This window comes from Streptomyces sp. NPDC034037, from assembly GCF_055575715.1.
The window spans coordinates 1,040,354-1,066,662 of the sequence record NZ_JBVISC010000001.1; the positions used below are offsets into that span (position 1 = coordinate 1,040,354).

The 26,309-nt window shown below is 72.3% G+C and carries 22 protein-coding genes and 1 pseudogene; 13 read left to right on the top strand and 10 right to left on the bottom strand.

Features of this window, described 5'->3' with window-relative positions:
- Positions 1-81: 81 nt before the first annotated feature.
- A complete protein-coding gene (locus ACZ516_RS04675; protein WP_358698940.1) occupies positions 82-234 on the top strand; it encodes a hypothetical protein in 153 nt (50 codons plus the stop codon).
- Positions 235-423: 189 nt separating this feature from the next.
- On the opposite strand, the gene ACZ516_RS04680 is transcribed toward ACZ516_RS04675, so the two are convergent.
- The 3 genes from ACZ516_RS04680 to ACZ516_RS04690 are packed head-to-tail and all read right to left on the bottom strand — an operon-like array spanning position 424 to position 3,607.
- Positions 424-1,284: a sugar phosphate isomerase/epimerase family protein gene (locus ACZ516_RS04680; protein WP_469008466.1), complete on the bottom strand. Its 861-nt coding sequence runs from the start codon at positions 1,282-1,284 to the stop codon at positions 424-426.
- On the bottom strand, positions 1,281-2,459 hold the full coding sequence (locus ACZ516_RS04685; protein ID WP_469008468.1) for a dihydrodipicolinate synthase family protein: 1,179 nt from the start codon (positions 2,457-2,459) through the stop codon (positions 1,281-1,283). Before ACZ516_RS04685 ends, ACZ516_RS04680 begins: the two co-directional genes overlap by 4 nt.
- Entirely contained in the window at positions 2,456-3,607 is a 1,152-nt protein-coding gene (locus tag ACZ516_RS04690; protein ID WP_469008469.1) for a Gfo/Idh/MocA family protein, read from the bottom strand. The genes ACZ516_RS04685 and ACZ516_RS04690 overlap by 4 nt, the downstream gene beginning before the upstream one ends.
- 135 nt (positions 3,608-3,742) lie before the next feature.
- Here ACZ516_RS04690 and ACZ516_RS04695 point away from each other — a divergent pair, with 135 nt between their 5' ends.
- Positions 3,743-4,792 carry a LacI family DNA-binding transcriptional regulator gene (locus tag ACZ516_RS04695; RefSeq protein WP_469008470.1) on the top strand — a complete coding sequence of 350 codons (1,050 nt, stop codon included), beginning with the start codon at positions 3,743-3,745 and terminating at the stop codon, positions 4,790-4,792.
- A gap of 439 nt (positions 4,793-5,231) precedes the next feature.
- Here the strand turns inward: ACZ516_RS04695 and pdxR are convergent, their stop codons facing one another.
- Complete coding sequence (gene pdxR, locus ACZ516_RS04700) at positions 5,232-6,917, bottom strand: MocR-like pyridoxine biosynthesis transcription factor PdxR (RefSeq protein WP_469008472.1); 1,686 nt, start codon at positions 6,915-6,917, stop codon at positions 5,232-5,234.
- A gap of 28 nt (positions 6,918-6,945) precedes the next feature.
- On the opposite strand from pdxR, the gene ACZ516_RS04705 reads away from it, so the two are divergent.
- The 6 genes and pseudogenes from ACZ516_RS04705 (at position 6,946) to ACZ516_RS04730 (ending at position 11,842) form a co-directional block, all read left to right on the top strand.
- A complete protein-coding gene (locus ACZ516_RS04705; RefSeq protein ID WP_469008473.1) occupies positions 6,946-7,545 on the top strand; it encodes a LysE family translocator in 600 nt (199 codons plus the stop codon).
- Positions 7,546-7,638: 93 nt separating this feature from the next.
- Positions 7,639-8,211 carry a Uma2 family endonuclease gene (locus ACZ516_RS04710; protein ID WP_469008474.1) on the top strand — a complete coding sequence of 191 codons (573 nt, stop codon included), beginning with the start codon at positions 7,639-7,641 and terminating at the stop codon, positions 8,209-8,211.
- A gap of 1,579 nt (positions 8,212-9,790) precedes the next feature.
- A pseudogene (locus tag ACZ516_RS04715) lies at positions 9,791-9,934 on the top strand (helix-turn-helix domain-containing protein); the annotation flags it as partial.
- Positions 9,935-10,103: 169 nt separating this feature from the next.
- Positions 10,104-10,961 (top strand): transcriptional regulator, encoded by an 858-nt coding sequence (locus tag ACZ516_RS04720; RefSeq protein WP_469008742.1) that lies wholly within the window; start codon positions 10,104-10,106, stop codon positions 10,959-10,961.
- A 75-nt stretch (positions 10,962-11,036) separates the two neighbouring features.
- Positions 11,037-11,525, top strand: coding sequence for a hypothetical protein (locus tag ACZ516_RS04725; protein WP_469008476.1), 489 nt, complete (start codon positions 11,037-11,039; stop codon positions 11,523-11,525).
- 188 nt (positions 11,526-11,713) lie between these two features.
- A complete protein-coding gene (locus ACZ516_RS04730) occupies positions 11,714-11,842 on the top strand; it encodes a hypothetical protein (RefSeq protein WP_469008477.1) in 129 nt (42 codons plus the stop codon).
- Between the two features lie 759 nt (positions 11,843-12,601).
- Here ACZ516_RS04730 and ACZ516_RS04735 read toward each other — a convergent pair.
- Together ACZ516_RS04735 and ACZ516_RS04740 are read right to left on the bottom strand one after the other, a co-directional pair.
- A complete protein-coding gene (locus ACZ516_RS04735) occupies positions 12,602-13,072 on the bottom strand; it encodes an NUDIX hydrolase (RefSeq protein ID WP_468751965.1) in 471 nt (156 codons plus the stop codon).
- A gap of 3 nt (positions 13,073-13,075) precedes the next feature.
- The gene (locus ACZ516_RS04740) at positions 13,076-13,816 is read right to left on the bottom strand and encodes an XRE family transcriptional regulator (RefSeq protein ID WP_469008478.1); all 741 of its coding nucleotides are present in this window, start codon (positions 13,814-13,816) and stop codon (positions 13,076-13,078) included.
- 257 nt (positions 13,817-14,073) lie between these two features.
- On the opposite strand from ACZ516_RS04740, the gene ACZ516_RS04745 reads away from it, so the two are divergent.
- The 3 genes from ACZ516_RS04745 to ACZ516_RS04755 all read left to right on the top strand — a co-directional run bounded on the left by ACZ516_RS04745 (position 14,074) and on the right by ACZ516_RS04755 (position 16,209).
- Entirely contained in the window at positions 14,074-14,520 is a 447-nt protein-coding gene (locus ACZ516_RS04745) for a hypothetical protein (RefSeq protein ID WP_469008480.1), read from the top strand.
- A 202-nt stretch (positions 14,521-14,722) separates the two neighbouring features.
- Positions 14,723-14,887 carry a hypothetical protein gene (locus ACZ516_RS04750; protein WP_361075922.1) on the top strand — a complete coding sequence of 55 codons (165 nt, stop codon included), beginning with the start codon at positions 14,723-14,725 and terminating at the stop codon, positions 14,885-14,887.
- A 521-nt stretch (positions 14,888-15,408) separates the two neighbouring features.
- Complete coding sequence (locus tag ACZ516_RS04755; protein WP_361075925.1) at positions 15,409-16,209, top strand: sugar phosphate isomerase/epimerase family protein; 801 nt, start codon at positions 15,409-15,411, stop codon at positions 16,207-16,209.
- A 67-nt stretch (positions 16,210-16,276) separates the two neighbouring features.
- Here the strand turns inward: ACZ516_RS04755 and ACZ516_RS04760 are convergent, their stop codons facing one another.
- Complete coding sequence (locus ACZ516_RS04760; protein WP_469008481.1) at positions 16,277-17,374, bottom strand: EamA family transporter; 1,098 nt, start codon at positions 17,372-17,374, stop codon at positions 16,277-16,279.
- A gap of 91 nt (positions 17,375-17,465) precedes the next feature.
- Here ACZ516_RS04760 and ACZ516_RS04765 point away from each other — a divergent pair, with 91 nt between their 5' ends.
- Together ACZ516_RS04765 and ACZ516_RS04770 are read left to right on the top strand one after the other, a co-directional pair.
- Positions 17,466-18,359 (top strand): LysR family transcriptional regulator, encoded by an 894-nt coding sequence (locus ACZ516_RS04765; protein ID WP_361075928.1) that lies wholly within the window; start codon positions 17,466-17,468, stop codon positions 18,357-18,359.
- Between the two features lie 226 nt (positions 18,360-18,585).
- Positions 18,586-20,382 carry a glycoside hydrolase family 3 protein gene (locus ACZ516_RS04770; RefSeq protein ID WP_469008728.1) on the top strand — a complete coding sequence of 599 codons (1,797 nt, stop codon included), beginning with the start codon at positions 18,586-18,588 and terminating at the stop codon, positions 20,380-20,382.
- A 52-nt stretch (positions 20,383-20,434) separates the two neighbouring features.
- On the opposite strand, the gene ACZ516_RS04775 is transcribed toward ACZ516_RS04770, so the two are convergent.
- The 3 genes from ACZ516_RS04775 to ACZ516_RS04785 all read right to left on the bottom strand — a co-directional run bounded on the left by ACZ516_RS04775 (position 20,435) and on the right by ACZ516_RS04785 (position 26,248).
- Positions 20,435-21,862, bottom strand: coding sequence for an aminopeptidase (locus ACZ516_RS04775; protein ID WP_469008483.1), 1,428 nt, complete (start codon positions 21,860-21,862; stop codon positions 20,435-20,437).
- Between the two features lie 88 nt (positions 21,863-21,950).
- Positions 21,951-22,361: a hypothetical protein gene (locus tag ACZ516_RS04780; RefSeq protein ID WP_361075934.1), complete on the bottom strand. Its 411-nt coding sequence runs from the start codon at positions 22,359-22,361 to the stop codon at positions 21,951-21,953.
- A gap of 149 nt (positions 22,362-22,510) precedes the next feature.
- The gene (locus ACZ516_RS04785) at positions 22,511-26,248 is read right to left on the bottom strand and encodes an ABC transporter ATP-binding protein (protein ID WP_469008484.1); all 3,738 of its coding nucleotides are present in this window, start codon (positions 26,246-26,248) and stop codon (positions 22,511-22,513) included.
- Positions 26,249-26,309 lie beyond the last annotated feature (61 nt).

Here is a 26,309-nt window from a genome sequence, read left to right on the forward strand (position 1 = left end):
GTGCCGACGGAGCGGGGCGGACGTAGCGTGTGGGTGACGCATGACCGATGATTTCCCGGCGTACGGCTCCTTGGAGGGAAGATGTTCGGCGTCCTCGCGAAGATGAGCAGGCCGATGGCCAGGGCGGTCGCCAAGAAGACCGGCATTCCGGAGAAGACGGTCACCCGCGGCATCGAGGTGCTCGTCCCCGTGGTGCTGACGATGGTCTCCAAGCGGGCCCGCAAGAAGAAGTGACCGGGCCGGGGCGCGCGGCACGCGTGCGCGTGCGGAGGCGAACCGGCACCGGCGCGGCTCACGCGTGCGGAGGCGAACCGGCACCGGCGCGGCTCACGCGTGCGGAGGCGAACCGGCACCGGCGCGGGTACGTGCCTTGTAGCGGCCCGGCGCGCGTCCCGCATGCGTACGGACGGGTCACCGCACGGCTCACGCGTGCGTGCGGAAGCGCTGTGCCGTCTCCCGCAGCACCTCTCGCCCGTCCCGCGCCCACAGGGCCTCGTTGAAGATCTCGACCTCGACGGGGCCCTCGTACCCGGCGGCCTCCACGAGCGCGCGCAGGGCGCGGAAGTCGACGCTGCCCTCGCCCAGTTGCCCGCGCCCGAGCAGGACGCCCGCCGGCAACGGCGTGATCCAGTCGGCCAGTTGGAAGCTGTGCAGCCGGCCGCCCGCCCCCGCCCGGGCGATCTGCGCGGGCGCCTGGTCGTCCCACCAGACGTGGTACGTGTCCACGACCACGCCCACCTGGTGCGCGGGGAAGCGTTCCGCGAGGTCGAGTGCCTGCCCCAGGGTGGAGACCACGCAGCGGTCGGCGGCGAACATCGGGTGCAGCGGCTCGACGGCCAGCCGGACGCCCCGCTCCTCGGCCCAGGGGCCGAGGACGGCGAGGGCGTCGGCGACGCGCTCCCGGGCGCCGGCGAGGTCGCGGCTGCCGGGCGGCAGGCCGCCCGAGACCAGGACCAGCGTGTCGGTGCCGAGCGTCGCCGCCTCTTCGATCGCCGCGCGGTTGTCGTCCAGGGCACGCGCGCGTGCCGTACGGCCGGGGTCCGTGAGGAAGCCGCCGCGGCACAGGCTGGTGACCGTCAGGCCGGACTCGCGCAGGAGCCGGGCGGTGCGCTCCACCCCGTACTCCTGGACCGGGGTACGCCACAGGCCGACGGCCCCGATGCCCTCCTTGACGCAGCCCTCGGCGAGTTCGGGCAGGGAGAGCTGTCTGACCGTCTCCTGGTTGATGCTCAGCCGCGAGAGCGGCAGGGGTGACACGGGCGGCGGGGACGGCGGGGTGCTCATTGCGGTACTCCATGGACGGTCAGCAGCGAGCGCATCCGGGACGCCGCCAGGGACGGGTCGGGGAACAGGCCGAGCCCATCGGCCAGTTCGTACGCGCGTGCCAGATGCGGGAGCGAACGTGCCGACTGGAGGCCGCCCACCATCGTGAAGTGTGTCTGGTGCCCGGCCAGCCAGGCGAGGAGGACCACGCCGGTCTTGTAGTAGCGGGTGGGGGCCCCGAACAGGTGGCGGGACAGCTCGACGGTGGGGTCGAGGAGCGCGCGGAAGGCTTTCGCGTCGCCGGTGTCCAGGGCGCGCACGGCCTCGGCGGCGAGCGGCCCGAGCGGGTCGAGGACGCCGAGCAGCGCGTGGCTGAAGCCGTGGTCGTCGCCCGCGATCAGCTCGGGGTAGTGGAAGTCGTCGCCGGTGTAGCAGCGCACGCCGCGCGGCAGGCGGCGGCGCAGGGCGATCTCGCGGTCCGCGTCCAGGAGCGAGACCTTGATGCCGTCGACCTTGTCGGGGTGGGCGGCGACGACCTCCAGGAAGGTGTCGGTCGCCGCGTCCAGGTCGGCCGAGCCCCAGTAGCCCTCCAGAGCGGGGTCGAACATGGGGCCGAGCCAGTGCAGGATCACCGGTTCGCGGGCCTGCCGCAGCAGGTGGCCGTACGTCTCCAGATAGTCGTCCGGCGAGGTGGCCGCGGCGGCCAGCGCGCGCGAGGCCATCAGGATCGCCTGGGCGCCCGCCTCCTCGGCGACGGCGAGCTGCTCCTCGTAGGCCTGTCCGACCCGCGTGAGGTTCGCGGGGAGGGTCAGCTGGTCGGTGCCGACGCCGCACGCGACGCGGCCGCCGACCGCCTTCGCCTCGGCGGCCGAGCGGCGGATGAGTTCGGCGGCGCCCGCCCAGTCCAGGCCCATGCCGCGCTGGGCGGTGTCCATGGCCTCGGCGACGCCCAGGCCGTGCGACCACAGGTGGCGGCGGAAGGCGAGCGTGGCGTCCCAGTCGACGGCGGCGGGGCCGTCCGGGGAGACGTCCGCGCGGGGGTCGGCGACGACGTGCGCGGCGGCGAAGACGGTGCGCGAGGTGAACGGGGGCCCGCCGGCCCGCGTCCGGTGGGGCTCGGCGCGCGGGCGGTACGCGCGCGTGCCGCCTCCCTCGGCGGGGAGCAGGACGGTGTCCGCCGTGCGGGGGGCGCTCACAGCTCGATCTCCGGTACGTCCAGACGGCGGCCTTGCGCGCAGGACCTCAGGCCCAGTTCGGCGAGCTGGACGCCGCGCGCGCCGGCCAGCAGGTCCCAGCGGTAGGGCGCGTCGGCGTACACGTGCTTGAGGAACAGCTCCCATTGGGCCTTGAAGCCGTTGTCGAACGCGTCGTTGTCGGGCACTTCCTGCCACTGGTCGCGGAAGGAGTGCCCGGCGGGCAGGTCGGGGTTCCACACGGGCTTCGGGGTCGCGGCACGGTGTTGTGTGCGGCAGTCGCGCAGGCCCGCGACGGCCGAGCCCTCGGTGCCGTCCACCTGGAACTCCACCAGCTCGTCGCGGTTGACCCGCACCGCCCAGGAGGAGTTGATCTGCGCGACGACGCCGCCCTCCAGCTCGAAGATGCCGTACGCGGCGTCGTCGGCGGTGGCGTCGTAGGGCTTGCCGTGCTCGTCCCAGCGCTGCGGGATGTGCGTGGCGGTCAGCGCCTGGACGGTGCGTACGCGGCCGAACAGCTCGTGCAGGACGTACTCCCAGTGCGGGAACATGTCGACGACGATGCCGCCGCCGTCCTCGGCGCGGTAGTTCCAGGAGGGGCGCTGGGCCGCCTGCCAGTCGCCCTCGAAGACCCAGTAGCCGAACTCGCCGCGCACGGACAGGACGCGGCCGAAGAAGCCGCCGTCGACGAGCCGCTTCAGCTTGCGCAGGCCCGGCAGGAAGAGCTTGTCCTGGACGACGCCGTGCTTCACGCCGGCGTCCCTGGCCAGCCGCGCGAGCGCGAGGGCGGCGTCCAGGCCGGTGGCGGTCGGCTTCTCGGTGTAGATGTGCTTCTTGGCGGCGATGGCCTTCTTGAGGGCGTCCTCGCGGGCGGAGGTGACCTGCGCGTCGAAGTAGATGTCGACGGTGGGGTCGGCGAGGACCGCGTCGAGGTCGGTCGTGAAGTGCTCCAGGCCGTGCCGCTCGGCGAGCGCGCGCAGCGCGTGCTCCCTGCGGCCCACCAGGACGGGCTCGGGCCACAGCACGGTGCCGTCGCCGAGGTCGAGGCCGCCCTGTTCGCGCAGGGCCAGGATCGAGCGGACGAGGTGCTGGCGGTGGCCCATGCGTCCGGTGACGCCGTTCATGGCGATACGCACCGTCTTGCGTGTCACGAGAGTTCCTCCGTAAACGGGCGGCAAGCGCTCTCCGACCTCGTAGCAAGCGCTTTCTATTGGATAAGAAGCTAGCCTGCCGCACAAGGTTCGGACAAGGGCGCCGGACCAGGGCAGTGACCGGAGGACGACGAGATGACCGTGACCCTGGCGGACGTGGCGGCACGCGCGCAGGTCTCCCCCGCCACCGTCTCCCGCGTACTGAACGGCAACTACCCCGTGGCGGCCGCCACCCGCGAGCGCGTCCTGCGCGCCGTGAACGAGCTCGACTACGTCCTGAACGGCCCCGCCAGCTCCCTCGCGGCGGCCACCTCGGACCTGGTCGGCATCCTCGTCAACGACATCGCCGATCCCTTCTTCGGGATCATCGCGAGCGCCGTGCAGTCCGAGATCGGCGGGCCCGGCGGGCGGGCGGGCGGTGAGCGGATGGCCGTGGTCTGCAACACCGGCGGCTCCCCGCAGCGCGAACTGACCTATCTCACGCTGCTCCAGCGCCAGCGCGCCGCCGCGGTGGTGCTCACCGGCGGCGCGGTCGAGGACCCCGAGCACATGACCGCTACGGCCGGGAAGCTGCGGCGGCTCACGGAGGCGGGCACGCGGGTCGTGCTGTGCGGGCGGCCGCCGGTGCCGGGGGCGGACGCGGTGGCGCTCACCTTCGACAACCGCGGGGGCGGCCGGCAGCTCACCGAGCACCTGCTCGGGCTCGGGCACCGGCGGATCGGATACGTCGCGGGACCGCCGGAGCGCACCACCACCCGGCACCGGCTGGAAGGACACCGGGCGGCTCTCGCCGCGTACGCCGTCGCGGACGATCCCGCGCTGACCGTGCACGGCCCCTACGACCGCCGCTCCGGTTACGACGCCACCGTCGAACTCCTGCGGCGCGCACCTGAGTTGACGGCCGTGGTCGCCGCCAACGACACGGTGGCGCTCGGCGCCTGCGCGGCGCTGCGGGACAAGGGGCTGCGCATTCCGGGCGACGTCTCGGTGGCGGGCTTCGACGACCTGCCGTTCAGCGTCGACGCGGTGCCCGCCCTGACGACGGTGCGGCTGCCGCTGCACGAGGCGGGGGCGCGGGCGGGCCGCGTCGCGATGGGCAAGGAGGCGGCGCCGCCGGGGGGCGTGGCGGCGGTGCGCGGGGAGCTGATGGTGCGGGGGTCCACGGCGGCGCCGGTCCGGGGGTAGGGGGGGCCGCCCTCCCGGTCCCTCGCTTCGACGTCCGTACGGGGGGCTTCTGGGGTTCGGGCGAGGGGGCTTCTGGGGTCCGGGCGAGGGGGCTTTTGGGGTCCGGGGGCGTGCCTGGGCCGGTGGGCCCGTGCGTGCTTGTGCCGGTGGGGCGTGTGTGCCTGGGCCGGTGGGGCGTGTGTGCCTAGGCCGGTGGGGCGTGCGTGCTTGCGCCGGTGGGGCGTGTGTGCCTGGGCCGGTGGGCCGTGCGTGCCTGGGCCGGTGGGCCCGTGCGTGCTTGTGGGGTGGGGCGTGTGTGCCTGGGCCGGTGGGGCGTGCGTGCCTGGGCCGGTGGGGCGTGCGTGCTTGGGCCGGTGGGCCCGTGCGTGCCTGGGCCGGTGGGCCGTGTGTGCCTGGGCCGGGCACGTGCCCGGTGCTCAGCCCGTACGCGTGCCCGCGTTCATGCGCCCGCGCTCGTCAGTGCGCCCAGCGTCCGCACGCCCTCGGTGATGTGGGGCGGGGGGCTGGCCGCGTAGCCGAGGACCAGGCCCGGGGGGTGCGGGAGCTGGGTGTGCCAGGACAGGGGGTGGGTCTTGACGCCGTGGGCGAGGGCGGCGGCGGCCAGGGCGGTGTCGGGACCGGCGTACGCCCTCTCGTCCAGGGTGATCATCAGGTGGAGCCCCGCCGCGGCACCGTGCACGACCGCCCCCGGCAGGTGCGCGCGGATCGCCGCGATCATCGCGTCCCTGCGCCTGCGGTGGTGCCTGCGGATGAGCCGCAGATGGCGTTCCAGGTCGCCGGACTCCATGAGATGGGCGAGGACGAGCTGCGGCAGGGCCGCGTTGCCGAGGTCGGTCAGGCGCTTGGCGTCCACCAGCGCCGCCCGGTACGCGGGCGGGGCCAGCAGCCAACCCAGGCGCAGGGCGGGCGCGAGGAGCTTGGAGACGCTGCCCGCGTAACAGACGTGCTCGGGGAGCAGCGCGCGCAGGGCGGGGACGGCGGGGCGGTCGTAGCGGTGTTCGGCGTCGTAGTCGTCCTCGATGACGAGGCCGCCGTCGCGGGCCCAGTCCATCAGCTCGCGCCTGCGCCCGCCGCCGAGGATGACCCCGGTGGGGAACTGGTGCGCGGGCGTCAGCAGCACGGCGGGGGCGCCGGCGGCGCGCAGCGCGTCGACGCGGATGCCGTGGGCGTCGACCGGGACGGGCGGGGTGGCGAGCGGGCGCAGGTGCTGGCGGACGCCGAGGGAGCCGGGCTCCTCGACCGCGATCTCGCGGATGCCCTCGGCGCCCAGTACGTCGACGAGCAGCCGCAGTGCCTGGGCGGTGCCGTTGACGATCAGTACGTCGTCCGGGTCGGCCCGGATCCCGCGGTTGCGGGAGAGCCAGCGGGCGACGGCGGTGCGCAGTGCCGGGGTGCCGCGCGGGTCCCCGTACCCGAAGTCCGAGGGGGTGAGGCCCGCGAGCACGGAGCGCTCGGCGCGCAGCCAGGCCGCGCGCGGGAAGGCGGCGAGGTCGGGCAGGCCGGGTGACAGGTCGATGCGGGCGGGCGCGGTGCGGATGGCGTCGAAGACGCCGAGGTCGGGCGGGGCGGCGAAGGGGCCCTCCTGCCGCGCCGGCCGCCGTGTGCCGGGGGCGGACCGGGGGGCCGGGCGGGAGGGCGGGGGCACGGCGACGACGACGGTGCCGGCGCGGCCCCGCCCGGCGACGTGCCCGTCCTCGGTGAGCCGCCGGTAGGCGTCGGTGACGACGCCGCGGGAGACGCCGAGTTCGTCGGCGAGGGTGCGGGTGGCGGGGAGCCGGCTGCCGGTGGTGAGACGACCGTCGGCGATGGCCGCCCGGATCTGCCGCGCCAGCCAGTCGCCGAGGCCGCCTCTGGGGGCGTCGCGGGGGTCCAGCTGGAGGAAGTCGGACGTGGGGCGGGCGGTGAGGCCTTCGCGGGGGGCGGGGCCTTCGCGGGGGGCGGGGCGGGGCGGGTCTGAGGGGGTGGTGTCGGCGCCCGGCTTTGAGGTGCTGGCGTCCGACGTTGAGGTGTCGGCGTCCGACCGTGACGTGCCGGCGTCCGGCCCTGCCGTGTCGGTGTCCGGCCCTGCCGTGTCGTCATCCCGGTTTATGGACCGGTCGGGAGGCGATCCATTGGACCTGTTCATGGATCCATTGTGGCGAAAGGGTCGAGGCATGGAATTTCTGCTGACCTCACTCGTCGTCTGTGTCACGCCCGGCACCGGCGCGCTGTTCACGATCGCGGCGGGCCTGTCCCGGGGCACGCGGGCCGCGGTGATCGCGGCCGTCGGCTGCACGCTGGGCGTCGTCCCGCACATGGTGGCGGCGATCACCGGCCTCGCCGCGCTCCTGAATGCCAGCGCGGTCGCCTTCCAGACGCTCAAGTACCTGGGCGTGGCCTATCTGTTGTACATGGCGTGGAGCACCCTGCGGGACAAGAGCGACCTCACCGCCGAGCGGGAGGCCGAGCCGCGCTCGGCGGGCCGCACGATCCTCACGGGCGTACTGATCAACATCCTCAACCCCAAGCTGACCCTGTTCTTCTTCGCGTTCCTGCCGCAGTTCGTGGACCCCGGCGAGCCGTACGCCTTCGTGCGCATGGCCGAGCTGAGCGCGTACTTCATGCTGATCACGTTCGTGGTCTTCGTGGCGTACGGGCGTTTCGCGGCGGCGATGCGGAGCCACGTCATCTCGCGTCCGCGCGTGGTGAGCTGGATGCGCCGCACCTTCGCGGTGACGTTCGCGGCGCTGGGGGCGCGGCTGGCGTTCCTCTGACCCCCAGCGCGCCCGCCTCGCCCCGACCCGACCCGCCCCGCCGTGTCCGGGACAGGCCGGGGCAGTTGGACCCTCCGGGAAAAGGAGGCCCATATGGCGGTCATGGTCATGGATGCACCCAGCGCCTGGGACGTACTGGACGGCGTCACCCTCCCCCGCGGTTACCGCGTCGAGATCACCGACGGAAAGATCATCATGACGCCGCAGGGTGAGTACCGGTGGGCAGTCATCCTTGAGGCGGCCCCGCAGATCAAGCAGCAGCTCGCCGCCCACGGCGACATCCTGTCCAACGTCATGATCGACTTCCCGAGCAGCCAGTACGGCTACGCGCCGGACCTGGCGATCATCGCGCCGGGAGCCGAGCGCAACGGCCGCGGCCGCTTCGAGTGGCACAGCCTTGAGGCGGTCCTGGAGGTCGTCTCGAAGAGCAGCCGGGACAACGACTTCGCGAAGAAGTTCCGCCTGTACGCGGGGTGCGGCATCCCCGTGTACGGGGTGATCGATCCCGAGGTCGGGGTCTGCACGGTGCACCGGCACCCCACCAGGACGGGGACGTACGCCGACGAGGTGGAGGTGCCGTTCGGTGCGGACTTGCTGCTGCCGCTCGCCGGGCGGGAGATCGCCGTCAGGACGGGCGGGTTTCCGAAGGCCGGCGAACTGGACTAAGAGGGGGGCGGGATTGACAGGGCCCCCTTCCGCCTCCGGGTGGAGGGGGTCCGGCCTCGCGCCCCGGCCAATCGTTCACCGACCAAAGCCCTCACCCGAAATTGGCCCCGCCCATACCCTGACGGTGCGGAGCTGTTCAGAGAGGGGCGAGACCGGGCCATCTGATACGACCCCGGACCCGTACGCCGACCCATTGCGCTTCGGCCCACGTATACAAATCCTCCGTGAGCAAAGGGGGGATGACGCACGCTCAGCTCGCCGACTCCATCGGAGTCTCACCGCACACGCTGCGAAAGATCGATGCCTGGGCGGTGCTCGGGACACCGCGGTAACAAGAGCTCCCCGCTTGGGCCGTAAAACCGGAAGACAGGTGCCCGAAATGTCGGTTCATGCGCTAGTAAGCAAAGTTGCCTCCTCCAGCCCATAAACACGCAGGTCGCGCCCTATGGTCCCCGCGCATGCGGGGGTGGTCCCACGAGCGCCCCCGTGGCCAGAGCCACGGTGAGGGATGGTCCCCGCGCATGCGGGGGTGGTCCCTTGGAGCTGGCCCAGGAGTGGGAGGAGCGCCTATGGTCCCCGCGCATGCGGGGATGGCCCCGATCTCGACGCCGAGCAGTCGCTGGTCGCGGTGTGGCCCCGGGTCCGACTGCGAGGTTGGTGCCCGGGGCGCGGACGGCCCGGCTGGTCCGCCGGGGCCGCAGGGCGAGCCGGGCCCAGCTCATCCCGCCGGGGAGCGGGGTCCCGTCGGGGGGCGCGGCCCGGCCGGGCCGTCGTGCCCCGACGGCTACAGACTCCAGGTGCCAGCCGATGCCCCTGACGCGCTCGCGTGCCGCCGCGACGGCGCACCGCAACCCGACGCGACAGACGATCCGCCGACACCGCAAACGGCACTGGACCCGCAACGTCGCAGACCCTGACCCCACCAACTGCCGTTTTCGGGCAACGCGACTCCCACCACTTCCCACCGAGCGCCTCGAACGTGTGAACTAACTACCTGCAAGGCCTGGGTAGTGGCGCGCCATGGCTATACGGGAGGAAGCATCCGTGAACTGTCCCCAGTGCGGTGCACAGACGCAGCAGGGTCCCGGCGGAGGGTGGTCCTGTGGCAACTGCGGTTGGCAGACCAGCTACCAGCCCCCCACGCAGGTACTCTCGGCTCATGACGCAGCAGTGGCTACCGGACACCGAGCCGCTTGACGGCCCCGCGCCCCCATCGGGTACCGAGACCACCTCGGGCGCGCAGATCACTGTCACAAATTGTTACCGCTGCGGTACTGAGGTGAGCGGCCTCAACGGCCGGTACGCCTGTGCCCTGTGCGGCTGGGTCAACAACTGGTCCGAAGGACACACCGAGCTTCCCGGCCCGGAGATGGACCCGGACTACCCCGGCCCCTGAGCGGAACGGCGAGCAGGTCGCCAACGCAGAGCGCCAGATCTTGAACAGTCCCCCTTCCGCCTTCGGACGGGAGGGGGCCTCTTCGTCATGCCCGAAGCGCGCCGACAGCACAACGGCCCCCGCACGAGCGGGGGCCGTTAGGCGTACCGTTCTGAGTGTCGAGTTCTGAACGGAGGCACCAGTATGCCTGGGACCACCGACGTCGGCGCCCGTCTTCGCGACTTGAGGAAGCGGCGGGGCCTGAGACAGCGCGAATTGGCCACCGCGAGCGGCGTATCCCTGTCGACCATCAGCAAGTTGGAACAAGGCGCCACCACCGGAGACGTGCGCCTGGAGACAGTCCACCACCTCGCCACGGCACTGCGGGTCACGACCACTCGTCTGCTCCGCCGTGACCCCGCCGGCCCCGCTCTCGCGCCCGGGGCATGGCGGCCGCTCCAGCAGGCCCTCGAATTTACCCCCCGCCCAACTGAGCGACGAGGCACACGTACAGCCCGTGGCGGACGGGCTGAACGCTGCCCGCAGCGCCTTCCTCGACAAGCGCCTTTCCGACTTCGTCGCCCTCGCGGTCCCCCTCCTGCGGGACGCGGACGCACTCGACCACGACACCGAAGGCCGCGCCCTGCGGTCGCACCTCTTGCAGCTCGCGGGGAGCGTCCTCACGCAAGTCCATGCCTACGAGTCCGCTGAGGCCGCCCTCAGCCGGGCGCTGGACGCCAGTCCCGACCGTCTGCGCGCGGCCTCGGTCGTGACCACGTGGGTGTGGCTGCTGATTCGGCAGGGCCGCTTCGATGATGCGCGGACGATGGCGATCCAGTGGGCTGACGATCTCGAACCTCGCATGTCCCGGGCCACCGGTGATGAACTGGCGGCGTGGGGCTGGATGTTGCTGCAGGTGGCGGCGACGAGCCTGCGTGACAGCAGGCGGGGGGAGGCGGCGGATGCGCTGCGCCTGGCGCACGCGGCTGCGGTCCTCACGGGGCGCGAGCTGCCACCCGGCAAGGAGCGGCTGGCGACGTGGGGGCCGAGGACAGTGGCCTACAAGACGGCGGAGCGGGACATCATTCTGGACCGTCCGGACGCTGTGCTGAGGACGGCCGAGCGGCTATCCGCGGCGGGCCCGGTAGAGGGCACAGAGCATCACCGGCACCGGCTCGATGTGGCGCGTGCGCACGTCAAGATGCGTCAGCACAGTGAGGCCGTCGGTGTCCTGCGTGAGGTCCATGCCGCGGCACCGGAATGGCTGGCCCAGCAACAGTACGCGCGAGACATCCTCAGCGACGTTGTCGACCGGAGGCGGACCTTGACGCCGGACATGCGGGAGTTGTCCGAAGCCCTGGGCACGGCTGTGTGAGGTGCTGCTACTTCGGGGTGACGGGGCGTCAAACTGCCATTGTCGGGGACACCCTGCGCTCCCTAGCGTCAACGCATGACGCCCGTCACACCTCAACTCTCAGCAGTGTTCAAATGGCTGTCGCACGCCCAGCAGGAGTCGCGCCGAGCGCACCGTGAGTGGGCAGACACCGGCGTGGCCCTGCTTCCGCTCGGCCAGCGCTTCGACGTAGCCCGCCTCCCCGCACAGCTCCTCCTCGCATCCGTCGGCACATACGACCCGCTGGAGATCGCCGAACGCCTCACCCGGTTTCTCAACGGCCCCGTCCTCTTCGACGGCCGGCTCATGGGCGGCACGTACTACGCCCTCATGCGGCCCAGTCCCGGACAGCCGTGGAAGCACCAGGCCGCCGCACCTCGCCTCAGCACGGGCACCTACCTCGGCGTCCCGAAGATCGGCCGCACCGAGCCGCCCGGCACGCACTGGGTGGTGCCCCCACGGTTCCCGGGCGACCTGTGTGAGCCCGCCACCGTCGAGGCCCTCATCGGCTTCGGGCTCAGCATCACCCAGGAGGCCGAGCTGTGAGCGCGCCAACGAGTAGTCGGGTCACCTGGATCTACGGTCCGGAAGCGGCCGCGCATCTGCTGGAGGGGCGTATTCGTGCCCACGAGGCCAAATGTTCCCGCTGCGGCCCCGGGAAATGTGAGGAGCGGGCCCGTCTTTGCCGCGCCCTGCGCGGCGTCCCGTCGTTGCTGAAGCGGCCGGGATGCTCCGTGGTGATCGTTGTGTCGCAGCGCCAGCAGTACCGGACGCCCTCGCTCATCTCGGCCGGCGGTGCCACCGTCTGGCTCCACACCAAGTGCCCGCGACTGCCCACGTTCGTGCGGCGCGCACCCCGGTAGACCCCCGCCGCGGCCCCACCAGAAGAGCAGACGACGGAAAATGGGGCGGTGATTCGCTCCATGCACGCCAAGCCATCGGCGAGCGACCCAGAGACTCTTCGGCCAACTACCCTCTGAAGCCACTCTTTTCAGAATGAGAGAATGTCCGCCCCCTGCCCACACGCAAGCCCGTAACATCATTCCTGGGCGGCGCTCTGGGCACCGCAGTAACAATATTTCTTCTCATGGGCCGTGAAATGGAAGACGGGTGCCCGAAATGCCGCTTCACGCGCTAGTAAGCAAAGTCGCCTCCCCCAGCCCATGAACACGCAGGTCGCGCCCTGTGGTCCCCGCGCATGCGGGGGTGGTCCCGCTGGCATATGTCCCGCGAGCCCCTTCCGCAGGTGGTCCCCGCGCATGCGGGGGTGGTCCCGGGTCCGACTGCGAGGTTGGCGCCCGGGGCGCGGACGGCCCGGCTGGTCCGCCCGGGCCGCAGGGCGAGCCGGGCCCGACTCATCCCGCCGGGGAGCGGGGTCCCGCCGGGGAGCGGGGTCCCGTCGGGGGGCGCGGCGCGGCCGGGCCGTCGTGCCCCGACAGCTACAGACTCCAGGTGCCAGCCGATGGCTCTGACGCGCTCGCGTGCCGCCGCGACGGCGCCCCGACCCAGAGCCCGAGGACACACCGACTCCGCAGGCCGCCCTCGATCCCGCACGCCGCCAATACCCGGGGCATGCCCCCTCTCATCCTCGGGCGAGAGGGGGCCTTTTACCGTGCCTGGAGCTACCCGAGGTATGGGGCCGACCGCCTCTCCAGGAAGTGCTGGATGCGCAGACGCTGTGTGTGGTGCATGGGCAGCGACTCCAGGTCGGCCGGATCGACGAACCGAAGCTCGGTGGACTCGTTCGAGATCTCCAGCTCACCCCCGACTCGGCGAGCCGTGAAGCACACGTTGAACTGCCGACGCACTTCGCCGTCGGTATAGGCGATGACGTGTCGTGGGTCGGTGTACGTGCCGACGAGGCCGGTGATCTCCACGTCCAGGCCAGTTTCTTCCTTGACCTCACGGACCGCTGCGCCCGGCAGGGAGTCGGTCATGTCCATGCCACCACCAGGCAGGGCCCATAGGTCGTTGTCACGGCGCCGCTGCATCAAGATCCGTCCATCCTCGTCGGTGACGACAGCCGAGGCGGCCACGACGAGGCTGTTCGGCTTGGGGGCGTTGGGATCGTCGAAGTACTCGGTACGCGCCATCTGCTACTCCTCCACCGGTTGAGCTGTGTCCCACACGGCGTCGAAGCTGGCCGTGTAGGTGTCGAACATCCCGCCGTCCTCATTGCGTCGGAGGTGCCAAACAGGTGCCGCGTAAGCATTGACGCCCCACACATGGCCGTTGACGAGTATCTGATCATCTGTCCTGTAAAGGGAGTTGTAGAGCGTCGTGCCGTGTGTGCGCAGCTGCACGCCAGGCGTTCCCAGCAGAGGCCGGTAGTGCATGAGAGCCAGGTCGCACCGGGACTCGATGCCGTGGCCGTAGCGCTCCTCCTGGCCCCGCTGGTGCACGCTTGAGCCGCCGGCATCCCCGAGCAGAATGCGGATCTCGCAGCCTCCCGCAGCTTGTGCGGCCAGCACGTCGTTCAGCTTGGGACAGGCCTCGTGCAAGAACACGGCAGCGTAGACGAGGACGTCGATGTGCCGCTGCGCCTGCCGGAACAAGTCAATGTACGTAGCCACGGGGAGGTCGGCGCGCTGCGGGTACAGGGCGACGAGTTCAGGACTGACGCTGCGGACATTGCGCGGCTGGCGTAGGGCCGGCCAGAGCGCGTGTATGTCCTCGCCCAGCGCCTCGGCCGCACGCACGGCGGTTCCCCGTCGCGGCACGCGCCCCTGATTCACCCACCGTTCCACCGACTTGGGGTCCACGCTCATCTTTTCGGCCAGGGAATCGTAGGTCCATCCCCCTGCCGTCATCACAGCTCTCAGCCGCTCGTTGCGCATGCCGTCCTCCGTCGGAGGTCCAAGTTCCAGGGACGTTTTACCCCTTCTAGGACGTCCCGAAGTGCCGAAGTGTGGCGGTTCCTACGTCCCGAGCGGCGCTGGACGATCGCGGAACACGAAAGACCCCGGCGACCGTGCGACCGGTCCCGGGGGCTAGGCCGACCAACGAGGAGTCGACATGAGCGAGAGTACGGACACAGAGCCCAGCACGGGAAGCGGCACATCCCCCACAACCCGCATGCGCCGCGGCTGACTTCTTGGCGCGCTCTCAGCAGGCCCCCGAGCAGGCCCGGCGTGAATGGGCTGACACCGGTGTCGCGCTGCTGCCGCTCGGCCATCGCTTCGAGGCGGCAAGGCTCCCCGCGCGGCTCGTGCTCGCCACGGTCTGCACGACCGACCCACGGCAGACCGCCGTGCTCCTCGGACGCGCCCTCAACGGTCCGGTCATCTTCGACGGCCGGCTCATGGGCGGCACGTACTACGCCCTCATGCGGCCCAGCGCCGGACAACCGTGGAAGTACCAGGACATCGCCCCGCGCCTGGGAGTCGGCAACTATTTCGGCGTACCGAGGATCGGCCGCACCGAGCCGCCCGGTACGCACTGGGTGGTGCCCCCACGGTTCCCGGGCGACCTGTGTGAGCCTGCCACCGTCGAGGCTTTCATCGGCTTCGGGCTCCGCATCACCCAGGAGGCCGGGCTGTGAGCGCGCCAACGAGTAGTCGGGTCACCTGGATCTACGGTCCAGAAGCGGCCGCGCATCTGCTGGAGAGACGTATTCGTGCCCACGAGGCCAGATGTTCCCGCTGCGGCCCCGGGAAATGTGAGGAGCGGGCCCGTCTTTGCCGCGCCCTGCGCGGCGTCCCGTCGTTGCTGAAGCGCTACGAGCCCAGCGAAGAGGACTGCCGATGAGCGAGGGCGTCCGGTACTGCTGGCGCTGCGACGCACCCATCACCAAGGAGCATCCCGGCACGTCCGCCGTGAAGGCGTCCATCTCGGTCGGCGGCGCCACCGTCTGGCTCCACACCAAGTGCCCGCCACTGCCCACCTTCGTACGGCGCACGCCCCGGTAGACCCCCGCCGTGGCGCCACCAGAAGAGCGACGACCGGAAAAGGGGCGGCGATTTGCTCCATGCGCGCCAAGACATCGGCGAGCGACCCAGGGATTCTTCGGCCAACTACCGCCTGGAGAAACCCTTTGCAGAATAAGAGAAGGGCCGCCCTCTGCCCACTCACAAGCCCGTAACCTCATTCCTGGGCGGCGCTCTGGGCACCGAGGAACAGGATCTCCTCTCCGGGGCCGTGAATTGGAAGACAGGTGCCCGAAATGTCGGTTCATGCACTAGTAAGCAAAGTCGCCTCACCCAGCCCATGAACGCGCAGGTCGCGGCGTTTGGTCCCCGCGCATGCGGGGGTGGTTCCGGAACCTTCGGGCAGAAGCAGCGCGTGCAGAGGTGGTCCCACGCATGCGGGGGTGGTCCCGACGCGCGCCCACTCCGCGGCGGCTTCATCACGGGTGGGTTTACGGAGGCCGGCGAGGTGGGCTGAGAGGGGGGCGGGGTTGACCGGGGCTCTGTGGGGCAGGGTCGGAGTCATGAAATTCGCGTTTTCCACCCTCGGTGTCCCCGGTCTGCCCCTTCCCGACGTGCTGCGGCTCGCCACCGACAACGGCTATCACGGGGTCGAGTTGCGCGCGCACCCCGAGGAGCCGGTGCACCCCGGGCTCGGGGCGCTCGAACGGGCCGACGTGGCCGCCGCGTTCCAGGCCGCCGGGGTCGAGATCCTCGGTGTCGCCGGGTACGTGCGCGTGGCGGAGCCCGGCGACGACGGGCCCGTCCTGGCCGAACTGGCCGCCCTCGTCGCCCTCGCCCGCGACCTGGGCGCGTCCTTCGTCCGCGTCTTCCCGGGAGGCGGCACCGAACAGAGCACGGACGACGCCGACGAGATCGCCGCGAGGCGCCTCGGCACCGCGGCCCGCGGCGCCGCCGACGCCGGCGTGCGCATCCTCGTGGAGACCCACGACTCCCACCCCACCGGCGCCGACGTCACCCGCGTCGTCGGCACGGTCGGCCACCGCCAGGTCGGCGCCCTGTGGGACGTGCTGCACACCTGGCTCGGCGGCGAGTCCCCCACCGACACGTTCGCCGCGCTCTCCCCCTACCTCGGCTACGTCCAGGTGAAGGACGTCGCCTCGGCGGACGACACCACGCCCCTGGCCCTCGGCACCGGCGCCCTGCCGCTCGCCGAGTGCCTGGAGGTGCTCAGCTCGGAGGGCTGGGAGGGGTGGCTGTGCTGGGAGTACGAGAAGCGGTGGTACGAGGACGCGGCACCGCTGGCCCCGGCGCTCGCACCGGGCCGCGAGTATCTGACGCGGCTGTTGAGCCGGGCCGGCTGACGCGGGGTCTCGGGTGACTGGGGTGAGCTGGTGTGCGGAGTGACCCGGCGGGCCGGGGTGGTCTGGTTCACGGGGTGGCCCGGCTGGCCCCGCTGACAGGGGTGGCCTGATCGGCGCCGTTCTGGCCGGCGCGGTGGTCCTGGGCGGTGCGCCCGCTCCGGCCGACGCGGGGGGCCTGGGCGGCGGGGGCAGCTTGGCTGACGGGAGTGACCTGGCTGGCGCCTTCGTGGCTGACGTGGGCGGCCTGGCCGGTGGGGGTGACCCGGCCGGCGCCCTCCTGGCTGACGGGGGTGACCCGGGTGGGCCCGTTGGTCGGCCTCGGGTACGAGGTCAGGGCGACGCCGGCCACCAGGAGGGCTGCGGCGCACCACCTCAGGCCGCTCACCGGCTCGCCGAGGACCAGTGCCGCGCCGGACATGCCGAAGACCGGTACGAGCAGTGAGTACGGGGCGACCGTCGACGCGGGGTGGCGGCGCAGCAGGTAGCCCCATGCCCCGAAGCCGAAGACCGTCGTGATCCAGGCGACGTAGACGATGATGCCCGCGCCCGCCCAGTCGAGGGAGCGCAGGGCCGCGAGGTCGCGGGACGGGCCCTCCCACAGGAGGGAGAGCGCGAGCAGCGGCAGGACCGGGACCGTGCTCACCCACACCATGAAATTCAGGGCGTCGGGCGGTGACGCCTTGCGGGTGAGGACGTTCGAGACGCCCCAGCAGGCCGCCGCGCCGATCAGCAGCGCGAAGGCGGTGAGCGGCCCGGTCTCCCCCTCGTCGACGGCGGCGACCGCGATGCCGGCGAGGGCGATCAACATGCCCGCCGCCCGCACCCGCCCCGGGCGTTCGCCGAGCGCCACGAAGGCGAACAGGGCGGTGAAGACGGCCTGGACCTGGAGCACCAGGGACGACAGACCGGCGGGCATGCCCGCGTCCATGCCGATGAACAGCAGCCCGAACTTCGCCACGCCGAGGACGAGGCCGACCCCCAGCACCCATGTCCACGCCACCTTCGGCCGCCCCAAGAAGAAGACGGCGGGCAGCGCGGCCACCAGGAACCTGAGGGCGGAGAAGAGCAGCGGCGGGAAGTGGTCAAGACCCACCTCGATCACCACGAAGTTGATGCCCCATACGGCGGTGACGAGGACGGCCAGACAGACATGTGCAGGACGCATGCGTCGAGGATCACCCGGCACCACCGTGTAGCACCAGCACGGATTTCTGCATGATGGGATGTAGCAACGCTGTTGAATGGGGAGGCAGTCCGTGCTCGATCTCGCCCGGCTCCGGGCCCTGCACGCGGTCTCCGTGCACGGCACCGTGGGGGCAGCCGCCGCCGCGCTCGGCTACACCCCCTCCGCCGTCTCGCAGCAGATCGCCAAGTTGGAGCGCGAGACGCGCACCACGCTTCTGGAGCGCCGGGGCAGGGGCGTCGCGCTCACCGCCGACGCGCTGCATCTCGCGGACACCGCACGGCAGTTGATGGACGTCATGGAACGCGCCGAGACCGAGCTGGAGCAGCGGCGCGGGGTGCCGTCGGGGCGGCTGACCATCGCCGCGTTCGCCTCGGCGGCGCGGGGGCTGCTGCCGCAGGTGCTGGCGGACCTCGCGCGCCGGCATCCGGCGCTGGACGCCCGTATGAACGAGGTCGACCCGCATCTGTCCATCGACCTGGTCGCCAAGGGCGCGGTCGACGTGGCCGTCGTCCACGACTGGGACATCGCGCCGCTGCCCACGCCGCCCGGCGTCGAGCAGGCGGTCATCGGGGACGACCTGTGCGACCTCGTCGTGCCCGCGGAGCACCGGTTCGCGGGGCGTACGTCCGTACGGCGCGAGGAGTTGAAGGACGAACGCTGGATCACGCAGCCGCCGGGGCTCGTCTGCCACGAGTGGCTGGTGCGTACGCTGCGGGAGGCCGGGTGCGAGCCGGACATCGCGCATCAGGCCGAGGAGAACCCCACGTTGGTCGCGCTGGTCGCGGCGGGGCTCGGGGTCGCGCTCATCCCCCGGCTCGGGCGCGGGCCCCTTCCTCCCGGGGCCGTCACCGTGCGGCTCGATCCCGTGCCGGTGCGGCGGCTCTACGCGTTGTGGCGTACGGGGGCGTCTGGGCGGCCGGCGGTTTCGGAGACCGTACGGGGGTTGCGGCGGCACTGGGTCTGAGCGCGCTCGGTTCCTCTTTGCTCCGCAAGGAGCTTTCCCACCCACCCACCCGTTACCCCGCGTCCACCCCTGAGCGCAGAGCCCCACCGTTGCCCCGCGTCCAGCCCTTCGTCCTTGACCGGCGCGAGACCCCGGGATATCCGTGGCTCCTGGAAGTTTTCCTCGGCCCGCAGGAGCACCCGTGTCCCACCCCCACGACGACCGACTCCGCGAGCTCATCGCCGGGATGACCCTGGAGGAGAAGGTCGGCCAGCTCTTCGTGATGCACGTGTACGGGCATACCGCCACCGACCCCGACCCGGACGACATCGCCGCCAACACCGAGGAACTCGGCGTGCGCGACGCCGCCGAGCTGGTCGCCCGTTACCACCTCGGCGGTGTCATCTACTTCGGCTGGGCCCACAACACCCGCGACCCGCACCAGATCGCCGCCCTCTCCGCCGGCATCCAGCGCGCGGCAGCGACGGCCCTCCCGTCGGGCGTCCCCGTGCTGATCTCCGTGGACCAGGAGCACGGCATCGTCGCCCGCGTCGGCGCCCCCGCGACCCTGCTGCCCGGCGCGATGGCCCTCGGCGCCGCCGGCTCGCCCGCGCACGCCCGCGAGGCGGCCCGCATCGCCGGCACCGAGCTGCGCGCCCTCGGCATCCGCCAGGACCACGCCCCGGACGCCGACGTGAACAGCAACCCCGGCAACCCGGTCATCGGCGTACGCTCCTTCGGCGCCGACCCCGAGACGGTCGCCGGCCTCGTGGCCGCGCAGATCGAGGGCTACCGGAGCGCGGGCGTCGCCACCGCCGCCAAGCACTTCCCCGGCCACGGCGACACGACGGACGACAGCCACACCGAGCTGCCGCACATCCGCCACACCCGCGAGGAGTGGGAGCGCCACGACGCCCCGCCCTTCCGGGCGGCGATCGCCGCGGGCGTCGACTCCGTGATGACCGCCCACATCGTGGTGCCGGCGCTGGACCCGTCGGGCGACCCGGCGACCCTCTCCCGGCCGATCCTGACGGGCATCCTGCGCGAGGAACTCGGCTTCGACGGCGTGATCGTCACGGACTCGCTGGCGATGCGCGGGGTCCGCACGAAGTACGGGGACGACCGCGTGGCCGTGCTCGCGCTGAAGGCGGGCGTGGACCAGCTCCTCAACCCGCCGCGCCCCCGCGTCGCCTGGGAGGCGGTGCTTCGAGCCATCAGGGACGGCGAGCTGACGGAGGCCCGCATCGAGGAGTCCGTCCTGCGCGTGCTGCGCATGAAGGCCGACGTGGGCCTTCTGGACGCGGAAGGGAAGCCGCCCGCCGACCTCGTGCCTTCCGCGGAGACCGTGACCGCCACCGTCGGCACCGCCGACCATCTCGCCGCCGCCGACCGCATCGCGGAGGCCACGACGACCCTGCTGCGCGACGACGCCGGCCTGCTGCCGCTCTCCCCGGACACCCACGGCGACCTCCTGGTCGTCGGCGCCGACCCGCGTTCGCCGTCCGGTACGACGGGCCCGCCGACGTCGGTCCTCGCCGACGCCCTGACCGGCCTCGGTTTCCGCGCCGCCGCGCTGTCGACGGGCACGGACCCCGACGCCACGGCCGTCGAGAAGGCGGTGGCGGCCGCGCGGGGCATGGCGGCGGTCCTCGTGACGACGTACAACGTCTCGACGCACGCGGCCACCGCGCGCGACCACACCCAGGCCGCCAACGCCGCCCTGGACGAGGCCACCGCCCCCGACAAGGCGACGGCGACGGTGGCGGCGACGGCCGAGGACGGCCAACGGGCCCTGGTGGCCGCCCTCAAGGCCACCGGCGTCCCCGTCGTCACCCTCGCGATCCGCAACCCGTACGACGTCGCCCACCTGCCCCCGGTCGACGCCGCGCTCGCCACGTACTCCTGGACGGACGTCGAACTGCGCGCCGCGGCACGGGTGATCGCGGGCCGCGCCGCGCCCCAAGGGCGCCTCCCGGTGCCGGTGCGGCGGGCCGACGACCCGGCCCGGGTGCTGTACCCGATCGGCCACGGACTGACGTGGTGACGCGGTGACGTACTGAGGCGTGCGCGCTCCTCGGGTGCCCGAGGAGCCGCCGTCACGGCCTCAGCGTCTGCTCCCCCCGCACGCCGCGCCGGTCCAGCTTCGCGTCGTACGCCGCCAGCGGCCTGCCCGACGCCGACGGGACCCCGGCCCAGCGCTGGATGCGCTCCGTGGCCTTCGCCTTCTCGTCCGGGACGAGCTGCGAGACGGTCGCCCCGTGGTTGGCGCGGGGCGCCGTGAAGACGTACGAGTCGTGCCCGGCGCCCCGCGCGGGGCGGAACTTCTCGGCGCCGTACGGGTCGTACTCGCCGTACACGTACATCATCCGGTGCGCGTGGTGGCGTACCCAGGTGTCGACGTCCCGCATGACGTGCGGCCGGAAGCGCATGGGGATCTCGCGTGGCACGAAGGTGCGGGGCGGCTGGTAGCCGTAGCGGCTCAGGGCGCCGAGCCAGGGCTGGCGGATGGTGGGCGCGCCCAGTTCGGTGCCCGCCTGGTAGTAGTACGGCGTGTAGGGCGCGAGTCCCTGGTCGGTGTAGGACGACCAGCCGCCCACCGAGTCCACGAAGTCGAAGAGGGCCTGGTCGCTCATGGTGGCCGCGTCGGGGACCTCGGCGCAGGCGGTGCCGGCGGGCTGGTACTGCCAAAAGCCCCACACGAGGTCCATCACGACGGCCTCGAAGGCCTTGTCGAGCGTGCCGACGGTCCGGAAGGTCTCACCGTGGTCCGCGGCGTACGCGGCGAGCATCTTGGACAGGGGCTCCCTGCGCACCAGCGCCTCGCGCTGCACGGCCTGGACGCGCTCGCGGCACTCCTTGGTGCCGACGGAGGCGAGGAACTCGTCGTACGCCGAGTCCTCCTTGTCCACGACGTCGTTGGGCGCCACGTAGGAGACGACGCCGGCCATGTCGCGCGGGTAGAAGCGCTCGTAGTACGTGGCGGTCATGCCGCCCTTGGAGACTCCGGTGGCCAGCCACTTCTGGCCGTAGACCGGCTTGAGCGCGCGGTAGAGGCGGTGCTGGTCGGTGGCGGCCTGCCAGATGTCGAGCTTGGTCCAGTCGGCGGGGTCGGGGCGGGAGGGGGTGAAGAAGCGGTACTCCATGGAGATCTGGTTGCCGTCGACGATCTGCGTGGGCTCGCGGCGGCTGGGGTTCGTGGAGACGCTGTAGCCGCTGGTGTAGAAGACCGTGGGACGGGCGGTGTCCTTGTGCAGCACCGTCAGGCGCTGCTTGAAGGTGCCCTTGGCGGGGTGCCGGTGGTCCACCGGCTGCGTGTAGGCGAGGACGAAGAAGCGGTAGCCGGGATAGGGCTTCTCCTCGACGAGGCTCATGCCGGGAATGGCGAGCAGCCTGTCCTTGATGTCGGTGCCGCCGGTCCTTTTCTCCGTCCCCGCGGCGGCGGCCGTCCCGGCCGTCGCCCCGGCCGTGCTCACCGCGCCCATGAGCACCACGAGCGCCAACAGCCATCTGAGCGCCTTGCGCATGCACCCTCCCCTGCCGAACAACAGTGCTCCGGAACCTAACGGAGCAACTGGGTCCGCACCAGAGGGTGTTGCGAGCCGCCCGCGGGTCTCAGCACAGGATCCAGCCGGTGCTGACCCCGTGCCCGCCGACCTTCCCCGACACGCGCACGCAACGGTGGCCGGCGTGCACCACGACCGGGCCGGCGCGGCGGGTGTAGCGCCCCTTGTCCCGCGCGGCGCGGCTGCCGCGCGCCTGGACGCTGACGGACATGGCCTTGCGGGCGCCGGGGCGCTTGGCGGTCGTGATCGCGCAGACGAAGCCGCGGGTCTTGAAGACGTCGACCCGGCCGGTGTGGAAGGACAGGGTGCGGACCTTGTGCCCGGCGCACGGTCCGGCGGCGGCGGCCTGGGCGACGCCCGCGCCGGGGCCCGCGAGGGCGAGCAGCAGCGCGGCGACGAGCCCGGCGGCACCGAGCGTCAGCCGCTGTCGTATGCGACCACGGCCGCCACCCCTGCTCACGCCTGTCTCTCCCGCCTCTGTGCCATCAGCGTACTGGTGTACGGACGCGGCTCGCCGCCCACACGGTTGCGTGCGGCCCCCGGCTTTTGCGTTCCGGGCGCTCTTGCACCCCGGGCCGGTGCGGGCGATCCCCCTCGGGCTCGGCGGGCTCAGGCGGTCTCCACCGGCTCCCCCACGAAGGTCCGCCACAGCCGCGCGTACCGCCCCTCCCGGGCCAGCAGCTCCTCGTGCGTGCCGTCCTCGGCGACGCGCCCGTGGTCCATCACGACGACGCGGTCCGCGCGGGCGGCCGTGGTGAGGCGGTGGGCGACCACCAGCGTGGTGCGCTTGCCGGCGATGCGGTCGGTGGCCTGGTTGACCTGCGCCTCCGTGGCGAGGTCGAGGGCGGCGGTGGCCTCGTCGAGGAGCAGGATGTCGGGGTCGACCAGCTCGGCGCGGGCCAGCGCGATCAGCTGGCGCTGCCCGGCGGAGAGGTTGCGGCCCCGCTCGGTGACCTCGTGGAGGTAGCCGCCGTCGAGGGTGGCGATCATGTCGTGCGCGCCGACCGCGCGGGCGGCGGCCTCGACCTGGGCGTCGGTGGCGTCGGGGCGGCCGTAGGCGATGGCGTCCCTGACCGTGCCCGCGAAGAGGTAGGCCTCCTGCGGGACGACGCCGAGGCGGTGGCGGTAGGCGGTGAGGTCCAGGGAGCGCAGGTCGGTGCCGTCCACCGTCACCCGCCCGCTCGTCGGGTCGTAGAAGCGGGCGACGAGCTTCACGAGCGTCGACTTGCCCGCGCCGGTCTCGCCGACGAAGGCGACGGTCTGCCCGGCGGGTATCCGCAGCCGCACGTCGGTGAGGGCCGCCTCCTCGCCGTTGTAGGCGAACCGCACGTCCTCGAAGGCGATCTCGCCGCGCAGCGAGAGGACGTCCAGGGGCTCGTCGGCAGCCTGGGTGGAGGTCGGCTCCTGGAGCAGCTCCTGGATGCGGCCGAGCGAGACGGTGGCCTGCTGGTAGCCGTCGAAGACCTGGGAGAGCTGCTGCACGGGCGCGAAGAACAGGTCGATGTAGAGCAGGTAGGCGACCAGCGCGCCGGTGGTCAGGGTGCCCGCCTGGACCCGGCCCGCGCCCACGATCAGCACGGCGACGACGGCGACGGAGGAGAGGAACTGCACGAACGGGAAGTACACGGAGATCAGCCACTGGCCGCGGATGCGGGCCTGGCGGTAGCTGTCGCTGTTGCGGGCGAACCGCTCGGCGCCCGAGCGCTCGCGCCCGAAGGCCTGCACGATGCGCAGCCCGGCGACGGACTCCTGGAGGTCGGCGTTGACGGCGGAGACGCGCTCGCGGGCCAGTTCGTAGGCCTTCACGCTGGACTTGCGGAAGAAGTACGTGCCGACGACCAGCAGCGGCAGCGTCGCGAAGACGACCAGGGCGAGCTGTACGTCGATGACGAGCAGGGCGGCCATGATGCCGAAGAAGGTGACGACGGAGACGAAGGCGGTGACCAGGCCCGTCTGGAGGAACGAGGACAGGGCGTCCACGTCCGTGGTCATCCGGGTCATGATCCGCCCGGTCAGCTCCCGCTCGTAGTAGTCGAGCCCGAGCCGCTGGAGCTGCGCGAAGATCTTCAGCCGCAGCGAGTACAGGACCCGCTCGCCGGTGCGTCCCGTCATCCGCACCTCGCCGGTCTGCGCCGCCCACTGCACGGCGACGGCGGCGAGGGCCAGCCCCGAGGCCGCCCAGACGGCGCCGAGCGCGAGCTGGTTGACGCCCTCGTCGATGCCGTGCCGGATCAGGACGGGCAGCAGCAGGCCCATGCCCGCGTCGACGGCGACGAGCAGCAGGCTCACCAGCAGCGGCAGCCCGAACCCGGCGAGCAGCCTGCGCAGGTTGTACGACTCCTCGGGGGTGACGGCCCGCGCCTCGTCGATGCCGGGCCGGTCGTCGGCCGGGGGCAGCGCGTCGACCTGGGCGAGCAGCTCGGGCGTGGACGGCATCCCGGACAGCGCGGTGTCCTTGGGCTCGCGGTCGCCGGTCCACAGGGCGGGCGTGATGCCGCGCTCCGCGTCGAACTCGGCGTCCAGCTCGGCGCGTACGGAGGTGTCCTCGGGCAGGTCGGCGGGGAGCGCGTGGCCGGGCGAGACGCCGCCCAGCTCGTCCGGGTCGGTGAGCAGGCGCCGGTAGAGGGGTGAGCGCTCCTCCAGCTCCTCGTGGGTGCCGACGTCGGCGAGGCGGCCGCCGTCCAGGACGGCGATGCGGTCGGCGAGGTTCAGGGTGGAGCGGCGGTGGGCGATGAGCAGCGTCGTGCGGCCCGCCATGACGGCCCGCAGCGCCTCGTGGATCTCGTGCTCCACGCGCGCGTCCACCGCCGAGGTCGCGTCGTCCAGGACGAGCAGGCGGGGGTCGGTGAGGATGGCGCGGGCGAGCGCGATGCGCTGGCGCTGGCCGCCGGAGAGGGTGAGGCCGTGCTCGCCGACGGTGGTGTCGTAGCCGTCGGGCAGCTCGGATATGAACCCGTGGGCCTGGGCGGCGCGCGCGGCGGCCTCGATCTGCTCCTGGCCGGCCTCGGGACGGCCGTACGCGATGTTCGCGCGGACCGTGTCGGAGAAGAGGAAGGAGTCCTCGGGCACGAGGCCGATGGCGGAGCGCAGGGAGTCGAGCGTCAGCTCGCGCACGTCGTGCCCGCCGATGAGGACGGCGCCGTGCGTCACGTCGTAGAAGCGGGGCAGCAGCAGCGAGACGGTCGACTTGCCGCTGCCGGAGGAGCCGACGACGGCGAGGGTCTCGCCGGGGGCTATCTGGAAGGACAGTCCGTCCAGGACGGGGCGGTCGTCCTCGTAGGCGAAGGCGACGTCGTCGAACTCGACGGTGGCGGGGGCGTCGGCGGGCAGTTCCTTGGTGCCGTCGCTCATGCTCGGCTCGGTGTCGATCAATTCGAGCACCCGTTCGACACCGGCGCGGGCCTGCTGTCCCACGGTGAGGACCATGGCGAGCATCCGCACCGGGCCGACGAGCTGCGCGAGGTAGGTGGAGAAGGCGACGAACGTGCCCAGGGTGATCTGGCCGCGCACGGCCAGCCAGCCGCCGAGGGCCAGCATGGCGACCTGCCCCAGCATGGGGACGGCCTGGAGGGCGGGGGTGTAGCGGGAATTGAGGCGGATGGTCCGCATCCGCCCGGCGAACAGCTTGCGCCCGACCTCGCGGAGCTTGCCGGTCTCCTGGTCCTCCTGCCCGAAGCCCTTCACCACGCGTACGCCGCTGACGGCACCGTCCACCACACCGGCGACGGCGGCGGCCTGGGCCTGCGCGTACCAGGTCGCGGGGTGCAGCCGGGAGCGGGAGCGGCGGGCGATGAACCACAGGGCGGGGGCGACGGCGAGCGCGACGAGGGTCAGCGGCAGGGAGAGCCACGCCATGATCACCAGGGAGATCACGAAGAGCAGGATGTTGCCGATGGTCATCGGCAGCATGAAGAGCAGGCCCTGGATGAGCTGGAGGTCGCTGGTGGCGCGGCCGACGACCTGGCCGGTGGACAGCTCGTCCTGGCGCCGCCCGTCGAGCCGGGTGATCGTCCCGTACATCTCGGTGCGCAGGTCGTGCTGGACGTCCAGGGCGAGCCGGCCGCCGTAGTAGCGGCGGATGTAGGTGAAGACGTAGACGAGGACGGCCGCGCCGATCAGCGCGCCCGCCCAGGGGCCCATGGACCGGCCGCCGCCCTGCCCGTCCTCCCCGATGACGTCGTCGATGATCACCTTGGTGATCAGCGGCACGAGGGCCATCACGGCCATGCCGGCGAGCGAGGAGCCGAGCGCGAGCACGACGTCCTTCGGGTACCGCCACGCGTATCCGGTGAGCCGCTTGGCCCAGCCGGCCTCCTGCCGCCCGGACCCGCCCCGTTCGTCCGCCACCAGTTGCCTCCCGTCGACCTGACCTGCCGAGAGGCCCAACGCGGCGGGACGCGGATTTCAT

Coding starts and splice junctions, on each gene's coding strand:
- ACZ516_RS04675 (WP_358698940.1), top strand. CDS start 82: ATGTTCGGCGTCCTCGCGAAGATGAGCAGGCCGATGGCCAGGGCGGTC.
- ACZ516_RS04680 (WP_469008466.1), bottom strand. CDS start 1,284: ATGAGCACCCCGCCGTCCCCGCCGCCCGTGTCACCCCTGCCGCTCTCG.
- ACZ516_RS04695 (WP_469008470.1), top strand. CDS start 3,743: ATGACCGTGACCCTGGCGGACGTGGCGGCACGCGCGCAGGTCTCCCCC.
- pdxR (WP_469008472.1), bottom strand. CDS start 6,917: ATGAACAGGTCCAATGGATCGCCTCCCGACCGGTCCATAAACCGGGAT.
- ACZ516_RS04705 (WP_469008473.1), top strand. CDS start 6,946: ATGGAATTTCTGCTGACCTCACTCGTCGTCTGTGTCACGCCCGGCACC.
- ACZ516_RS04710 (WP_469008474.1), top strand. CDS start 7,639: ATGGCGGTCATGGTCATGGATGCACCCAGCGCCTGGGACGTACTGGAC.
- ACZ516_RS04725 (WP_469008476.1), top strand. CDS start 11,037: ATGACGCCCGTCACACCTCAACTCTCAGCAGTGTTCAAATGGCTGTCG.
- ACZ516_RS04735 (WP_468751965.1), bottom strand. CDS start 13,072: ATGGCGCGTACCGAGTACTTCGACGATCCCAACGCCCCCAAGCCGAAC.
- ACZ516_RS04740 (WP_469008478.1), bottom strand. CDS start 13,816: ATGCGCAACGAGCGGCTGAGAGCTGTGATGACGGCAGGGGGATGGACC.
- ACZ516_RS04750 (WP_361075922.1), top strand. CDS start 14,723: ATGAGCGAGGGCGTCCGGTACTGCTGGCGCTGCGACGCACCCATCACC.
- ACZ516_RS04755 (WP_361075925.1), top strand. CDS start 15,409: ATGAAATTCGCGTTTTCCACCCTCGGTGTCCCCGGTCTGCCCCTTCCC.
- ACZ516_RS04760 (WP_469008481.1), bottom strand. CDS start 17,374: ATGCGTCCTGCACATGTCTGTCTGGCCGTCCTCGTCACCGCCGTATGG.
- ACZ516_RS04770 (WP_469008728.1), top strand. CDS start 18,586: ATGACCCTGGAGGAGAAGGTCGGCCAGCTCTTCGTGATGCACGTGTAC.
- ACZ516_RS04775 (WP_469008483.1), bottom strand. CDS start 21,862: ATGCGCAAGGCGCTCAGATGGCTGTTGGCGCTCGTGGTGCTCATGGGC.